Genomic DNA, 15,052 nt, shown 5'->3' with positions numbered 1-15,052 from the left:
CGGGCCGTGGGCGCGCCCGGGGGAGCGCCGCGGGTGCCTGCCGGGCCGTCCCGGCAGGCGGACCGTGACCGCTGTGGAAGGTGGACCGCGACCGGTCCGGGGGACGCGCTTCGGCCGCCGCCGGTCGCCTCCCGGCCCGCCTCAGGACGTCCCGACCGGAGCCGTCAGCAGATCGGCGAGGAGGCCGCCGAGGAGCGCGGGGCCGTTGCGGGTGAGGACGGACGCCGGGTGGAACTGCACGGAGGCGAAGTCCGGTCCGCGCAGGGCGTGGACCTCGCCGTCGACGTCGTCGCGGGAGACCAGGACGGTGCCGGGCCGCCAGATGGAGGGGAAGTCCTCGTTGTCGCAGCGGGCGGCGAAGGTGTTGTGGAAACCCACCGTCCTGGTCCGGCCGAACAGGTCGATGGTGCGCCGCACGCCCCGCTGCGGCGCGGGTCTGCGGACGACCGCCAGGCCGAGCAGGGTGCAGAGCACCTGGTGGCCGAGCCCGACCGCCAGGAACGGGGTGCCGTTCGAGAGGAGCATGGCGACGGCGCCGCGGAGGTGGGCGATCCCGGGGTTGCTGCTCTGCCGGGGGTCGCCGGGGCCCGGGCCGATCATGACCAGGTCGTACCCGTCGAAGCCGGACCCGGGCAGCCCGAACCCGTCCGGCAGGTGCCGCTCCGGGTGGTGCCTCCCCGCCGCGTGCTCCTGCGGTCCGTGCTCCTGGGGCCCGAGCCCTTCCGGCCCGAGCCCTTCCGGCCCGCGGCCCGGGAGACCGGGTCCGGGCAGGCGGGGCCCGTCGGGGCGGAACGGGTGGCGGGGGTGCGCGTCGGAGCCGTGCGGATCGCCGAACCGGCTGACCTCGACGGTGGCGCCGAGGGCCGTGAGCATCTGCCGGCCCAGGGCGGTGAAGGTGTCCCCGGGGTCCAGGACGAGGACCCGGCGCCCTTCGAGCGCGGGCATCGGCTGCGCCCGTTCCTCCGGTTCCGCCTGCCAGAACGCGGCGACCGGTTCGTGCCGGGCGGCGAGGACCCGGCGGACCGCCGTTTGCGAGCCGAGGTCGGAGGGTTCCGGCGCGCGCGCCCCCGGAGCGGGCGCGACGGTCCGCAGGGCCGAGAGCAGGTCGGCGGCCTCGATCCGCGTCCAGGCGGTCGCTGCTGCCGGGGCTGACCCGCGGACCGGGGCCGGATCGACGCGGATCCGCAGCCGCCCGGTCGCGTCGACCTCGACGGTCCGGGCGAGGACTGCGGAGTCCAGGGCCTGGCGGCCGCGTCCGTCCCGGCCGATCAGCGCGATCACGCCGGGGTGGTGGCCCGGGCCGCCGAGCCCGTCCGGTCCGCTCGGACCGCCCGCGTCGTCCGGGAAGGTGCGGACGGCGGGCGCGGGCGGCCGGGTCTCGTGCAGGATCGTCCGCACGTCGCGGGTGGTCCGGCCCTCGACCTGGTACTCGGTGTGGGCGAGGTGGGGCATGGTCCGCAGCCGGGGGCCGGCGATCCGGCCGCCGGCCGCACAGAGCCGGCCCGCCGTTCCGAGACCCTCGTCGACCGCGCGGTAGAGCCGGGCGGCCTCCTCCGCGCCGGTCAGGAAGGCGACGACGCCTTCGGTGGTCGGCCCGCCGGGCGGGTAGCGGTAGGTACCGCCGGCCGGGTTCAGCGCGATGGTGCCGCGGTCGAGGCCGACATGGCGCCGGGGCGAGGCGCCGAGGAGGACGCGGTCGCCGGTGTGCAGGACGAACGTCCAGTACGCACCGGGCTGTTGACCGAGCAGGCGCCGGAAGAGGGCGAGCGCGGTGGAGGGCGACCAGTCGGTGACGGTGACCGAGAAGGATCGCCCGGCGTCGGTCCGTCGCAGGGGCGCCGGGTCCTCGTCGTCGGGCTCGGCGCCCGCTCCGGTGAGGCCGACCGGCGTGCCGGGCAGCAGTCCGAGCACCTCGGCGACCGGTGCGAGGGCCTGCTCGGTGACGCGGAGCGCGGTCAGGGCGTCGCCGTCGTCGGAGGCCGTCCCGCCGGGGCCGGCGGGAAGCCGGTGGGGGAGGAGCGCGAGGACCTGGTGGCGGCCGGATGCGTCGGCGTCCGGCACCGGCAGGTCGCCGATCCGGGCCGGGCGGCTCACCGTGCCGGTCAGCACGTCGAGGATGCCCGGGCCGGTGGTTGCGGGGCGGTGCACCAGGGCGAACGGCGGCGGCGTGGGGCCGGTGATGAGACGGAGCAGCCGTTGGGCGGTCCGGGTCATCGCCGCGTGCTTCCGGCGGTGGCGGGCGGTGCGGTCGGCGAGGAGTCCCGCGTCGGGGTCGGGGCGGAGGTGCGTGGCCCGGTGCGCGTCGGGGTCGGCCCGGTGCGTCCGACCGGTGCGGCGTGCGGGGCTGTCTGCGGGATCGTCAAGGGAGCGGTCCCTCCGGGAGGGTGGCGGCGGCGGTGGCGGGTGCCGCCCACACCCGCCCGAGCCGGACCGTGCCGCCCGGGGGCGGGACCGGTCCGCGCTGTGCCGTCGCGACGGGTGGTTCCGCAGCGACGGGCCTCGCGGCCGTGACGGGTGGTGCCACCGCGACGGGCTGAGCCGCTGCGGTGGGGGCCGGGACCGTCCGGGCCGGCACGACGGGGGTGGGCCTGGTCCGGACAGGGCTGGACAGGGAGGCCCGGACGGCATGGTCGGTGGGCCATCTGCAGCTCCTGTTGGACGCTGTCTATGAAGTGAGGCTAACCTTACCTACTCGCGGTCAACAAACGTCAAGAGTTTCCCGTCCGACCCGTGCCGAAGGATCCTTCGCACACACGAATGCGCCGCCCCCGCCTTGGCGGGGACGGCGCATGACCGAACGTCAGCTCTCCCGGGCGTCAGCCCTCCGAGCGGCGGAGCAGGTAGGTGTCCATGATCCATCCCTTGCGCGCCCGGGCCTCCTCGCGCAGCTCGCTGATCCGCGGGGCGGTCTCCGCGAGCGGACCGGCGGCGAGGATCTCGTCGGGCGTGCCGAGGTAGGCGCCGTAGAAGACCTCCAGCCCCTCGGGGTCGATCGCGGTGAAGGCGGCGCGCCCGTCGAGCATCACCACCACGTCGTCCACGCCCTCCGGGAAGCCCTCGGCGAGCCGGCGGCCGGTGGTGATCTGCACCGGGCGGCCGACCCGGGTCAGCGTGGTGCGGTGCCGGGCGGCGAGTGCCGAGACGCTGCTGATCCCCGGGACCACCTCGTAGCCGAACGCCTCTCCGCCGCGGGCGAGGACCTCGTCGATCACGGCGATGACGCTGTCGTAGAGGCTCGGATCGCCCCAGACCAGGAACGCGCCGGTCTCGTCCGGGCCGAGGTGCTCGGCGACCAGCCGCTCGACCAGGTCGGCCCGGCGGCTGCGCCAGTCCTCCACGGCCGCCGCGTACGCGGGGGTGGTGCGGTCCCGCTCCGCGTCCGAGACGCCGACCACGCGGTGGCCGGGCCGGCCGTGCTCGGCGAGGATCTGCCGGCGCAGCCGGATCATGTCCTGCCGTTCCTCGTTCTTGTCGAGGATGAAGAAGACGTCGGTGCGGGCCAGGGCCTTGGCGGCCTGGAGGGTCAGGTGGTCGGGGTCGCCCGCACCGATGCCGATGACGAAGATGTGCTGCATGACAGCGATTGTGCCGTCCGGCCGGTCCGGTCGACCGCCGGGGGCGGCTCCGGAGGTGCGCTCCGGGAGGCGCCCGGACGGTGCCCGGAAGTCGCTCCCGGGGGTGGCGCCGCGGGTGTTGCGGCCGGTGCCGCGGGTGGGTTTCGGGGGGCCCCGGGGGCGGGTGGGGAGGGTGGGGCGGAAGGGCGCCCCGGGGCCCGTTTCGTTGACCGGGCGGGGCCGGAGCTAGCATGTGAACACCCTCCTAGCTCGAAAGATGGACTTGTGACTGTCAACGACGACGTGTTCACGGACTGGAAAAACCGCGAGGAGATCGCGGAGTCGATGATTCCGATCATCGGCCGACTGCACCGGGAGCGGGACGTCACAGTCCTGCTGCACAGCCGCTCCCTGGTGAACAAGTCGGTGGTCAGCATCCTCAAGACCCACCGGTTCGCCCGCCAGATAGCCGGCGAGGAGCTCTCGGTCACCGAGACGCTGCCCTTCCTCCAGGCGCTCACCGCGCTCGATCTCGGCCCCTCCCAGATCGACATCGGCATGCTCGCCGCCACCCACCGCGCCGACGGCCGCGGCCTCTCGGTGGAGCAGTTCACCGCGGAGGCGGTCGCCGGTGCCACCGGCGACAACAAGATCGAGCGCTTCGGCTCGCGCGACGTCGTGCTCTACGGCTTCGGCCGCATCGGCCGCCTGGTGGCGCGCCTGCTGATCGAGAAGGCCTCCGGCAACGGTCTGCGGCTGAAGGCGATCGTCGTCCGCCGGGGCGGTGACCAGGACATCGTGAAGCGCGCCTCGCTGCTGCGGCGCGACTCGATCCACGGCCAGTTCCAGGGCACCATCACCGTCGACGAGGCGAACGACACGATCGTCGCCAACGGCAACGCGATCAAGGTGATCTACGCCGACGACCCGTCCCAGGTCGACTACACGGCGTACGGGATCAACGACGCGATCCTGATCGACAACACCGGCAAGTGGCGCGACCGCGAGGGCCTGTCGAAGCACCTCCGCCCCGGCATCGACAAGGTCGTGCTGACCGCCCCGGGCAAGGGCGACGTGCCCAACATCGTGCACGGCGTGAACCACGACACGGTCAAGCCGGACGAGCAGATCATCTCCTGCGCGTCCTGCACCACCAACGCGATCGTGCCGCCGCTGAAGGCGATGGACGACGAGTACGGCGTGCTGCGCGGCCACGTGGAGACGGTCCACTCGTTCACCAACGACCAGAACCTGCTGGACAACTACCACAAGGCCGACCGCCGCGGCCGCTCGGCGCCGCTGAACATGGTGATCACCGAGACCGGTGCCGCCTCCGCCGTCGCCAAGGCGCTGCCGGACCTCAAGGCGAAGATCACCGGCAGCTCGATCCGCGTGCCGGTGCCGGACGTCTCGATCGCGATCCTCAACCTGCAGCTGGCGCGCGAGACCAGCCGCGAGGAGGTCCTGGAGTACCTCCGCGAGGTGTCGCTGACCTCGTCGCTGAAGCGCCAGATCGACTTCACCACCGCGCCCGACGCGGTGTCGAACGACTTCATCGGCTCGCGTCACGCCTCGATCGTCGACGCCGGCGCCACCAAGGTCGAGGGCGACAACGCGATCCTCTACCTGTGGTACGACAACGAGTTCGGCTACTCCTGCCAGGTCATCCGGGTCGTCCAGTACGTCTCCGGCGTGGAGTTCCCGACCTTCCCCGCTCCGGCGGTCTGATCGACGAGTACGACCCCCGTGGGGCGGCGACCGGTTCTCCGGTCGCCGCCCCACGGTCGTTCGCCGCCCCGCCCCGCCCGGGCCCCCGCCCGGGCCGTGGGTCCGCCCGTCCGGTGTCCGTGTACACGCGTTCCGCGTCTGTGGCAATCGTGTGTCGCAGGGGGCCGCGAGAGGTGCGTGGGGCGGTTTCCGGCCTGCCCGAACGGCCCTTCGAGGGCGTGTCCGCAGGGATGTTGGAGGACTGTTAACCCTACTGTGGCCTGCTGCTTTACGGGCGGGGGTGGGCTGGTCGGTCTAGTGGGGCAGGGGTGAGGTCCGGCCGTCGGACGAGTGGGCGAATGGTCTATACCAATGGGGTACTGTGACCGTGGAGCTGTCAGAAACACGGCTGTGGGGGCCATATGACTGTCCAAGAGATTCCGCCTGTTCGGACGGGGCTTACCGAGCCCGTCGGGCACCTTCCTCAACCTCCTTCGGATCAGGAGCTCTACTGGTACTTCGGACCACAGCGCCGTTGGGTGCTGGTCGCCACCTCGGCCGCGTTCGTCTTCACGGCCGGGACGATGTTCACGTTCGCGCTGCGGACGCCCGCACTCTGGATCTTCCTCGCGGTACTGGCGCTGAACGTGGTGGCGCTGGTCCTCTCCTCCTTCAACAGCCTGCGCAGCCGTCGGCTCACCCGGCAGTCGCACGAAGTCCTCGTGCACGCCTGGGACCCGGACGAACTGCCCACCGTCGACCTCTACCTGCCCACCTGCGGTGAGCCGTTGGACATCCTGGAGAACGCCTACCGGGCGGTCTCCGCGGTCGACTGGCCCGGCGCGCTGACCGTCTGGGTGCTCGACGACGGCGACCGGCCCGAGGTGGCCGCGCTCGCCGCCGCCCACGGCTACGAGTACGTGGTGCGCCCCGACCGGGGCCACCTCAAGAAGGCCGGCAACCTCAACCACGCGCTCACGCTCAGCAAGGCGGAGTTCATCGCGATCCTGGACGCGGACTTCGCGCCCAGGCCCGACTTCCTGCGCCACCTCGTCCCGTACTTCGCGGACCCGCGGACCGGCATCGTCCAGAGCCCGCAGTGCTTCGACACCGACGAGACGATGGGGTGGATCCAGCGCTCCGCCGGCGCCGCGCAGGAGTGGTTCTTCCGCTGGATCCAGCCGTCCCGGGACGCCAGCGACGCCGCCATCTGCTGCGGCAGCAACGCCGTCTACCGGCGCGCCGCCATCGACGCGGCCGGCGGCTTCGCCCGGCTCGACCACAGCGAGGACCTCTTCACCGGCCTCGGCCTGTACGCCAAGGGCTACCGCACGCTCTACGTGCCGGTGCTGGTCGCCAAGGGCACCTCGCCCGACAACCTCGCCTCCTTCGTCAACCAGCAGTACCGCTGGGCGATGGGCAACCTGCACCTGCTCGGCTCGCCCGAACTCAAGCGGATCGGCGCACCCTGGCGGATGCGGCTCTGCTTCTACGAGGGCATCGTCGGCTACCTCGCCGCCGCCGTGAACATCTTCGTCGCGCCACTGCCGCCGCTGGTGATGATGTTCTGGTACCCGGACCAGATCCGGCCCTGGCACGTCCTGCCGATGCTCGCGCCGCTCTGGCTCTGGCACGTCCTGCTGCCCAGGGTCAGCCGCACCCGCTGGCGGATCGAGGTGATCCGCTCCAACGTGCTGATGAGCGCCGCCGCCGGCGCCGCGTTCTGGCACACCCTGCGCGGCCGCAGCGCCGCCTGGGTGCCCACCGGCGCGGGCAAGGCCAAGCCCGGCGGGCTGGCCAGGCAGGTCGTGCTGGTCTCGCTGGCCTGGCTGATCGCCTCGCTCGGCGCCGGCGCGGCCGGGCTCGCCCTGGCCGTCGCCCACTACGGATGGGAACCCAACTGGGGCCTCGGCCTGTACCTCGCGGTCCAGGCGCAGATCGGCGTACCGCTGATCCGGGACCTGGTGGGCGAGATCAGGGGGGACGCCCGAAGCAGTGCGTCGTCCGCACCCACGAGCCGCTTCGGCATGCTCCCCCGGCGCTGGCCGGAGGGGCTGGCCGCCACCGCCACGCTCGTGCTCACCGCTCTGCTCGCCTCCGGCTGGGTCCGCCCGATGCTGCCCTGGCTGGGTTGAAAGGTCGTCACCACCCATGGAAACGCCCGCGGTTCCGGAACTCCGTCCGGATGCCTACACCATTCCCGGCCCGCCGCCCGGCGGCGCCGGAGCCCCGGGGGCCGTCTCCCGGGGCGCCGTCTCCCGGGGTTCCGATGCCCCGGGCCCGGCGCCCCGGCCGGGCTTCCGGCCCGACATCGAGGGCCTGCGCGCGGTCGCGGTCCTCGCCGTCCTCGCCTTCCACGCCTCCGTCCCCGGCCTGGCCGGCGGCTTCGTCGGCGTTGACGTCTTCCTGGTCATCTCCGGCTACCTGATCACCGGCCTGCTGGTGCGCGAGGCCGTCACCAACGGCCGCATCCGGCTCGGGGAGTTCTTCTCCCGCCGGGCCCGGCGCCTGCTGCCGTCCGCCGCCATCGTGCTCGCCGCGGTCGCGCTGGTCGGCGCCTGGCTCACCGTCCCGCTGCGCCGAGCCGACCTGGAGCACGACGTCCTCGCGGCGGCGCTCTCCGTCGCCAACTGGCGGTTCGTCGCCCAGCAGACCGACTACCTGGCGGCCGGCCGCGACGAGAGCCCGCTGCTCCACTTCTGGTCGCTCGCCGTCGAGGAGCAGTTCTACCTCTTCTGGGGACCGCTGCTCGCGCTCACCTGCTACCTGGTGCTCCGGGTGGTCCGCAAGGGCCGCCCCGACGGCCGCGGCCGGTCGGTCCGGCCCGTGGCGGCCGTGATCGCGGCCGTCCTGACCGTCGGCTCCTTCGCGCTCTCGCTGCACTGGACGCAGGACTCCGTCTCGCTCGCCTACCTCGGCACGCCCTCCCGCGTCTGGCAGTTCGGGGTCGGCGCCCTGCTCGCCCTGCTGCCCTGGCACCTGCTGCGCGGGCCGCGGTCGCTGCGCCTGCTCGTCGGGTGGGGCGGTGCGCTGGCCGTCGTCGGCTGCGTGCTCGCGTACGACCACACCACCCCGTACCCGGGCGTCGCCGCGCTCGTCCCGACCCTCGGCACCGCCGCCGTGATCCTGGCGGGGACGCCCGACCGGGCCGGTGCCACCGCCGTCCTCGGCGTGGACCGGGTGCTCGGCACCCGCGTGCCGCGTGCCCTCGGCCGGCTCTCCTACAACCTCTACCTCTGGCACTGGCCGGTCCTGGTCCTCGCCGGCGCGCAGTTCGGCGCCCTCGGCTGGCCCGTCAAGGTGGCGCTCACCGCCGCCGCCGCGCTGCCCGCCGCCGCCGTCATGCGGTGGGTCGAACGGCCGCTCCGCCGCAGCCGGACCGTCTCCGAACTCCCGCGCCGGGGGCTCTCGTTGGGGCTCACCGCGGTCGTCGTCCCGGTGATGCTGGCGCTGGTCGTCGGCACCGGGACGCTGCGCCTGCTCGGCCCCGCCTCTCCCGTCGACCTCCAGGGCCTGCCGCCCGGCTCGCCCGACGGCACCTCGTTGCTGGTGCGCACCGCCGCCCCGCCGAAGGGCGGCCCGGCGGTGGTCCCGGACGCCGTCCAGGCCCGCAAGGACTTCCCGCCGGACGGCGAGTGCGAGGTGGCGCCGGCCGCCACCACCAGCCCCGACTGCCGGTTCGGCGTGGTGGACAGCCCGGACCGGATCGTGCTGCTCGGCGACTCGCACGCCGGCCAGTGGTTCTCCGCGCTGCTCGCCATGGCCGCCGAACGGCGCTGGGCGCTGGAGGAGTTGGTCAAGCAGGGTTGCCCGCTCCCGGAACTCGACGTGATCAACCCGCAGTTGGGTCGCCCCTACCGGGAGTGCGACACCTGGCGGGACAACGCCCTGGCCCGGCTCAAGGAGGGCCCCAAGCCCCGGCTGATCGTCGTCTCGACCCTCAACCGCTACACCGACGACCGTCAACTCCTCCTCCGGGGATGGGAGAAGACCCTGACGCCGCTGCGCGAGCTGGGCGTGCCGATCGTCTACCTGCGCGACACCCCGATCCCCGGGACCGACGTCCCGGCCTGCATCTCCGGCCACACCGACGACCCGGCCACCTGCGAGTTCTCCCGCGACCGGGCCCTGTGGGCCGACCCGCTGGCCGACGAGATCGCCGCCGGCCGGCTGCCCGGCGTGCAGTCGGTCGAGGTCAACTCGGTCATCTGCCCCGGCAACGGGCGGAGTTGCCCGGCCGTCCTGGAGCGCATCCTGCTCTACCGGGACGACACGCACCTGACCAACGTCGCGGCGGTCGTCCTGACTCCGCGACTGGAGCGGCTGCTGGTCGAGGCGGGCGCACTGCCCGCCAGGGGCGCCGCTCCCGGCGGGTCCGGCGGCCCGGGCACCCCGGTGGGCCCGGTGGGTCCGGACGGATGGACCCACCTGCTCCGGGACGACTTCGACGGCCAGGCCGGCAGCCGCCCCGACACCGCCAACTGGCAGTACGACCTGGGCACCTGCTACCCCGGCTGCCCGGCCCCGCAGTGGGGCACCGGCGAGATCGAGACGATGACCGACTCGACCGACAACGTGCGCCTCGACGGCAAGGGCGCGCTGGAGATCGTGCCCACCCGGGACGCGAACGGCCGGTGGTCCTCGGGCCGGATCGAGTCCCGTCGCGCCGACTTCGCGCCGCCGCCCGGCGGAGTGCTGCGGATCGAGGCCTCGCTCGCCCTGCCCGACGTCACCGGCCCCGCCGCCGCCGGGTACTGGCCCGCGTTCTGGACCCTCGGCGCCGACCTGCGCAACGGGTACACCGGCTGGCCGGCCATCGGCGAGCTGGACGTGATGGAGCAGGTCAACGGCCGGGACACGGTCTTCGGCACGATGCACTGCGGTGTCCTCGACGGGGGACCCTGCCAGGAACCCCGGGGCCTCGGCTCGGGCGACCAGCCGTGCGGCGCGGACTGCCGCACCGGCTTCCACCGGTACGCGGTCGAGGTCGACCTCACGGCCGGCGCCGAACAGGTCCGCTGGTACCTCGACGGCCGCGAGTTCCACCGGGTGGCGGCCGCGCAGATGGACCGCGCGACCTGGGACAGGGCCGTCAACCACGGGCTGTTCCTGATCCTGAACGTCGCCGTCGGCGGCAACCTCCCCGCCGCCTTCGGCGGCACCCCCGGCCCGGCGACGGAACCCGGCCACCCGATGCGGGTCGACTACGTCGCCGTCTCGGCGAAGGCGGGCCCGGTGTCGGGCACGACGGCCGGTGCGGGAACGGGTGCGGGAACGGCCGCAGGAGCGGGCGCGACCGCGGGCGCGGCCAAGCCGTAGCCCGTACGGCGCGACTGACCGGCCCGGGCCGGGGAGCCACGTGCTCCCCGGCCCGGGCCGCGTCCGGTGGCGGCCCGCGGCGTTCCACCGGAGGACGATCCGACGGATCGCGGCCGAGCCCGTGGGCGCCGACACGTCGCCCCTCCGCACCGCCCCGCCGCGTTCCACGCGGTGTCGCTGCGCCCCGTCGCCGCGAGAAGCGGTGGCCACCCTGCCCGCCGCACCGGGCCCGGTGTCATGCTGGGGCCACCGATACAGAGGAGGCGCGCGTGGCGGGGGACAACGTCGGTGAGGCCGGGCCCGGTGCACGGCCCTGGTACGCCGCCAACGAGGTTCTGGCCTTCCTGATCGAACTCGCCGCCTTGGGCTCGCTGGGCTGGTGGGGGTTCGGCGCAGGCCACGAGGGCGTCCTGCGGATCCTGCTCGGGGTCGGGGCGCCGCTGGCGGGCATCGCGCTCTGGGCGCTGTTCGCCGCCCCCCGGGCACGGCTGCGGCCGGGGCTTCCGCTCGTCCTCGCGGTCAAGGCGGTGGTGCTCGGTGGCGGCGCCGCCGCTCTCTGGGCGGTGGGGCACCCCGTCGCGGCGGGAGTCATGGCGGGCGTGACGGTCGCCAACATCGCGGTGGCCGAGACCTTCCGCACGTCGGCCGTCGACCGCGCTCCCGGAACGGCCGCACCCGCCGGGTGACGGGAGGCGACGCGGCCGTACGGCGGTTCGGGTGACCGGGGGCGGTGTGTCCGGGCGGCGCGCGGGCCCGGGGGCGGTGCCCGGTGTGTATACGTGGCAGCCGGTGGGCCGACCGCCCGCCGGAGACCGCTACGGAAGGGAACCCCATGACCCAGCCACGGGCCAGGGCCGCGCAGAGCGTCGACGAGGTCATCGAGCGGATGCGCGCGACCAAGGCCCGGCTGGACCCGCGGGACGGCGTCGCCTGCTTCAACCGGATGTACCTGCGCGTCACCGAACTCGTCGGCGAACGGTTGACTGCCGGCTCCTTCCAGGACCGGGCGTTCGTCGAACACCTCGACGTCGACTTCGCCAACCTCTACTTCGACGCCGTGGACGCCGCCGAGACCGGGCGCCCGGTCAACGCCGCCTGGCAGCCGTTGTTCGAGGGCCGCGCCGACCGGGTGGTCTGGCCGATCCAGTTCGCGTTCGCCGGGATGAACGCCCACATCAACCACGACCTCGCGCTCGCCGTCGTGACCACCTGCATCGAGTGCCGCACCACGCCCGACACCCCGCCCGTCCATGCCGACTACCTCAAGGTCAACGAACTGCTCACCCAGGTCGAGGCCGAGGTGCGGGCCTCCTTCGAGGTGCAGATCGGCAAGGCCGACACCCGCGCCGCCGAGCCCCTGAAGCACCTCGTCGCCAGCTTCTCCGTCGCCCGCGCCCGGGACGCGGCCTGGGCCACCACCGAGGCCCTCTGGCACCAGCGCAACCTCCGCCCGGTGTACGACGCCACGCTGACCGCCGTCACCGGCACCACCGCCCCCGCCGGACGGATGCTGCTCACCCCCGTCCTGCCGCCGGTGGAGCAGCCGGACGGCGACGTCTGACACCGACCTCCCACACGCACGCCGACGGCTCAGCGCAGCGGGTCGAACGGTGCCAGCACGGCCGGGGGACGCCCCGTGGCGACCGCCTCGGCGAGCAGCCGTCCGGTGGCCGGGCCCAGCGTCATCCCCCACATCCCGTGCCCGCCCGCCACGAACACCCGGGGCGAGCGGGTGGCGCCGACCAGCGGCAGCCCGTCCGGCGTGCACGGCCGCGAGCCGACCCACACGTTGCGGCGGTCGTCCAGATCGGCCCCCTCCAGCAGCGGTCGCGCCGCCTCCGCGACCGCCCGGACCCGGCGGCCGTCGAGCGGTGCGCCCGGCCGGCGGAACTCCATCATCCCGGCCACCCTCAACCGGTCGCCCAACGGCGTGCAGGCCACCCGCTGCGCCGGGAAGTACACCGGCCCGGCCGGGGGCCGGCGCACCGCCACGTCGAAGCTGTAGCCGCGACCCGCCTGGACGACCGACCGCACGCCGAACCGGCGTGCCAGGTCCCCGAGGTGGACGCCGCCCGCCAGCACCACCGCGTCGAAGTCCTCGGCGTCCCCGTCTCCGGTGAACAGCTCGACCCGCCCGCCCCGGTCCCGGAGCGCCCCGACGGCGGTGCCCGGCAGGATCGTCCCGCCGCGTCCGCGCACGGCCTCGGCCAGGGCGTGCACGAATCGGCCCGGGTCCAGGTACCGCTGGCCCTGCAGCAGCACCGCCGCGCCGATCCGCTCCGAGAGCGCCGGCTCCACCGCCCGGGCCTGCCCGCCGTCCAGCACCTCGTGCTCCACCGGCTGGCCCGCGACCCGCAGGTGGTGCAACTCCGTGATCAGACCCCGCCGTTCAGCGGCCGTCCGGAACGCGGCGAGGAACGAGGCCGCCGGGAGCGTCCGTGCCGCGACTCCGCCCGCCGCCAGGAGGTCGAAGGCCGGCAGCGCCAGCCGGTTCAGCGGGACCAGCGCCGCCATCCCGCGCCGCCACCGACCGGGTGTGCTGTGCCGGACGAACCCGGCGAGGAACCGCAGCAGCCCGGGGTCGGTGCTCGGGGGCACGTACACCGGGGAGGCCGGGTCGAACACCGCGCGCAGCCCGAAGCGCAGGACCGCCGGTTCCGGCAGCGGGGACGCCAGCCCCGGCGTCAGCCACCCGGCGTTCCCCCGGGACGCGCCCGCGCAGATGTCCTCGCGGTCGAGGACGGTGACCTCGACGCCGTGCTCCTGGAGGAACCAGGCGGTGGCCAGCCCGACCATCCCGGCGCCGACGACGGCGACCCGGCGCGGGTGCGCGGGACGCGCGGGGGAGACGGGGGCGGTGGACGAGGCGTGAGTACCGGGAGTACCGGGGGAGGCGTTCGGGGCCATGGGCGCTCTCCTTCTGCTGTCGCTGTCGCTGTCGTCCGGGCCGAGGGGACGGAATGATGGTGACGCGTGCAGGGGGCGGGCGTCGTCGTCCCCGAGGGTGGTCCTGCCGGCCCCCGGCGGCATCCCCGCCCACGGCAACCAGCGTTCCGAGTGGGACGCCGGCTGCCGCTTCGACGCCGAGAACCCTGACACAACACCGCCGACCGGCCCCGGTGGATGGGGACCGGCCCCGGTGGGAGGGGGAGATAAACGGGTTGCGCCGGGGGCGGCAGCGGCTTAGGTTCTGGGTGTCCTCGCCGATGCGGTGCGAGGAGTCGATGACGAGGAGGTGTGTCCGGATGGTTGCCGCCGTGATGCGGCGCGCCTTCGTGCGCGCGCCATACGCCCCCCTCGTACGTCTTCTCCCCACCGGCTGACAGCGCGTCGCATCGGTCGTGCCCCGGTGGGTCATCTCCTCAGGAGCCACCGCAGTGCGCGAGCGTTATTCCGACAGTGATTCCTTCTCCCGTATCCGTCCCAGGGGCGGGTCCCGGCGCGGCCGCCGGTCCGAGGGGTTGGACGGGTTCGACGGTTTCGAGCCCGAGTACTTCCCCGCCGGGACGGCCGGCACCTCCGAGGGCGGCCTCGACGAGTCCGCCCTCCTGTCCCCGCCCCCCGCCGACGGTCCGGCGGAGGGCGACCGCTGGTCCACCTGGGACCGGTCCACCCCCACCGAGAAGGGGCCCGAGCCGCGGCCCGCCTGGGTGGTGACCGAACTCGCGGCCGTGGACACCGAGCTCGGGATCGTCAAGACGGGCAAGGAGGCCGACGTCTTCCTGCTGGAGCGCGGTGTCCCGGGCACCGGGCGGCGCACCCTGATGGCGGCCAAGCGCTACCGGGACTCCCAGCACCGGATGTTCCACCGCGACTCCGGCTACCTGGAGGGACGCCAGCACAAGGAGTCCAGGATCTCCCGGGCGATGGCCAAGCGCACCGCGTTCGGCAAGGAGGCCATCGCCGGCCAGTGGGCGGCGGCCGAGTTCTCGGCGCTCTGCCGGCTCTGGACGGCGGGGGTGGCCGTGCCCTACCCGGTGCAGATCACCGGGACCGAGATCCTGATGGAGTTCGTCGGGACCGCGGACGGCACCGCGGCGCCCCGGCTCGCCCAACTCCGCTCGGAGGAGGCCGACATCGGGGATCTTTGGCGGCAGCTCGGCCACAGCCTGTCGCTGCTGGCGGCCGACGGCTACGCGCACGGGGACCTGTCGGCCTACAACATCCTGGTTCGTCAGGGCCAGTTGGTGATCATCGACGTCCCGCAGATCGTGGACGTCATCGCGAACCCGCGCGGCCTGTCGTTCCTGGAGCGGGATGTGCGCAACGTCGGCGCGTGGTTCGTGTCCCGGGGCCTGCCCGAGCGGAGCGTCGAGGAGCTCATCGACTCGCTGGCCCTGGACACGCGCCTGCGGTAGCCCGTCGCCGGGGCAGGCCCCGGCGACGGCCATGTCCGGCGCGCCTGCGGTGGTGAGTCTCGCTCACCTGTCGGCAGGAGTTCCTGGGCCGCGATCGACGCGCCCGCCGCGCCG

9 protein-coding genes and 1 pseudogene are annotated in these 15,052 nt (G+C 74.2%); 7 read left to right on the top strand and 3 right to left on the bottom strand.

The window, feature by feature from the left end; translation table 11 throughout:
- Positions 1 to 141: 141 nt before the first annotated feature.
- Positions 142 to 2,214 carry an aminodeoxychorismate/anthranilate synthase component II gene (locus PUR56_RS27800; protein WP_329950935.1) on the bottom strand — a complete coding sequence of 691 codons (2,073 nt, stop codon included), beginning with the start codon at positions 2,212 to 2,214 and terminating at the stop codon, positions 142 to 144.
- Positions 2,215 to 2,816: 602 nt separating this feature from the next.
- Positions 2,817 to 3,575: a precorrin-6A synthase (deacetylating) gene (gene cobF, locus PUR56_RS27795; RefSeq protein ID WP_329950934.1), complete on the bottom strand. Its 759-nt coding sequence runs from the start codon at positions 3,573 to 3,575 to the stop codon at positions 2,817 to 2,819.
- 264 nt (positions 3,576 to 3,839) lie between these two features.
- Here cobF and PUR56_RS27790 point away from each other — a divergent pair, with 264 nt between their 5' ends.
- The 5 genes from PUR56_RS27790 to PUR56_RS27770 all read left to right on the top strand — a co-directional run bounded on the left by PUR56_RS27790 (position 3,840) and on the right by PUR56_RS27770 (position 12,141).
- Entirely contained in the window at positions 3,840 to 5,282 is a 1,443-nt protein-coding gene (locus PUR56_RS27790) for a glyceraldehyde-3-phosphate dehydrogenase (RefSeq protein ID WP_329878405.1), read from the top strand.
- A 401-nt stretch (positions 5,283 to 5,683) separates the two neighbouring features.
- Positions 5,684 to 7,396 carry a glycosyltransferase family 2 protein gene (locus tag PUR56_RS27785; protein WP_329950933.1) on the top strand — a complete coding sequence of 571 codons (1,713 nt, stop codon included), beginning with the start codon at positions 5,684 to 5,686 and terminating at the stop codon, positions 7,394 to 7,396.
- 16 nt (positions 7,397 to 7,412) lie between these two features.
- A complete protein-coding gene (locus PUR56_RS27780) occupies positions 7,413 to 10,580 on the top strand; it encodes an acyltransferase family protein (protein ID WP_329950932.1) in 3,168 nt (1,055 codons plus the stop codon).
- A 269-nt stretch (positions 10,581 to 10,849) separates the two neighbouring features.
- Positions 10,850 to 11,266, top strand: a complete 417-nt coding sequence (locus PUR56_RS27775; protein ID WP_329950931.1) for a YrdB family protein — start codon at positions 10,850 to 10,852, stop codon at positions 11,264 to 11,266.
- 146 nt (positions 11,267 to 11,412) lie between these two features.
- Positions 11,413 to 12,141: a DUF5995 family protein gene (locus tag PUR56_RS27770; protein ID WP_329950930.1), complete on the top strand. Its 729-nt coding sequence runs from the start codon at positions 11,413 to 11,415 to the stop codon at positions 12,139 to 12,141.
- 29 nt (positions 12,142 to 12,170) lie between these two features.
- Here PUR56_RS27770 and PUR56_RS27765 read toward each other — a convergent pair whose 3' ends face one another.
- On the bottom strand, positions 12,171 to 13,487 hold the full coding sequence (locus PUR56_RS27765) for an NAD(P)/FAD-dependent oxidoreductase (RefSeq protein WP_329950929.1): 1,317 nt from the start codon (positions 13,485 to 13,487) through the stop codon (positions 12,171 to 12,173).
- Between the two features lie 100 nt (positions 13,488 to 13,587).
- Between PUR56_RS27765 and PUR56_RS27760 the strand changes: the two are divergent.
- Both PUR56_RS27760 and PUR56_RS27755 read left to right on the top strand, forming a co-directional pair.
- Positions 13,588 to 13,677 (top strand): annotated as a pseudogene (locus PUR56_RS27760) (flavodoxin family protein); the annotation flags it as partial.
- Between the two features lie 364 nt (positions 13,678 to 14,041).
- Positions 14,042 to 14,938: a serine protein kinase RIO gene (locus PUR56_RS27755; protein ID WP_329950928.1), complete on the top strand. Its 897-nt coding sequence runs from the start codon at positions 14,042 to 14,044 to the stop codon at positions 14,936 to 14,938.
- Positions 14,939 to 15,052: the final 114 nt, after the last annotated feature.

Source organism: Streptomyces sp. BE303 (assembly GCF_036290945.1).
Taxonomy (GTDB): Bacteria; Actinomycetota; Actinomycetes; order Streptomycetales; family Streptomycetaceae; genus Kitasatospora.
The sequence above is the reverse complement of the archived record's forward strand: the minus strand, read 5'-3'. Positions and strand labels throughout refer to the sequence as shown.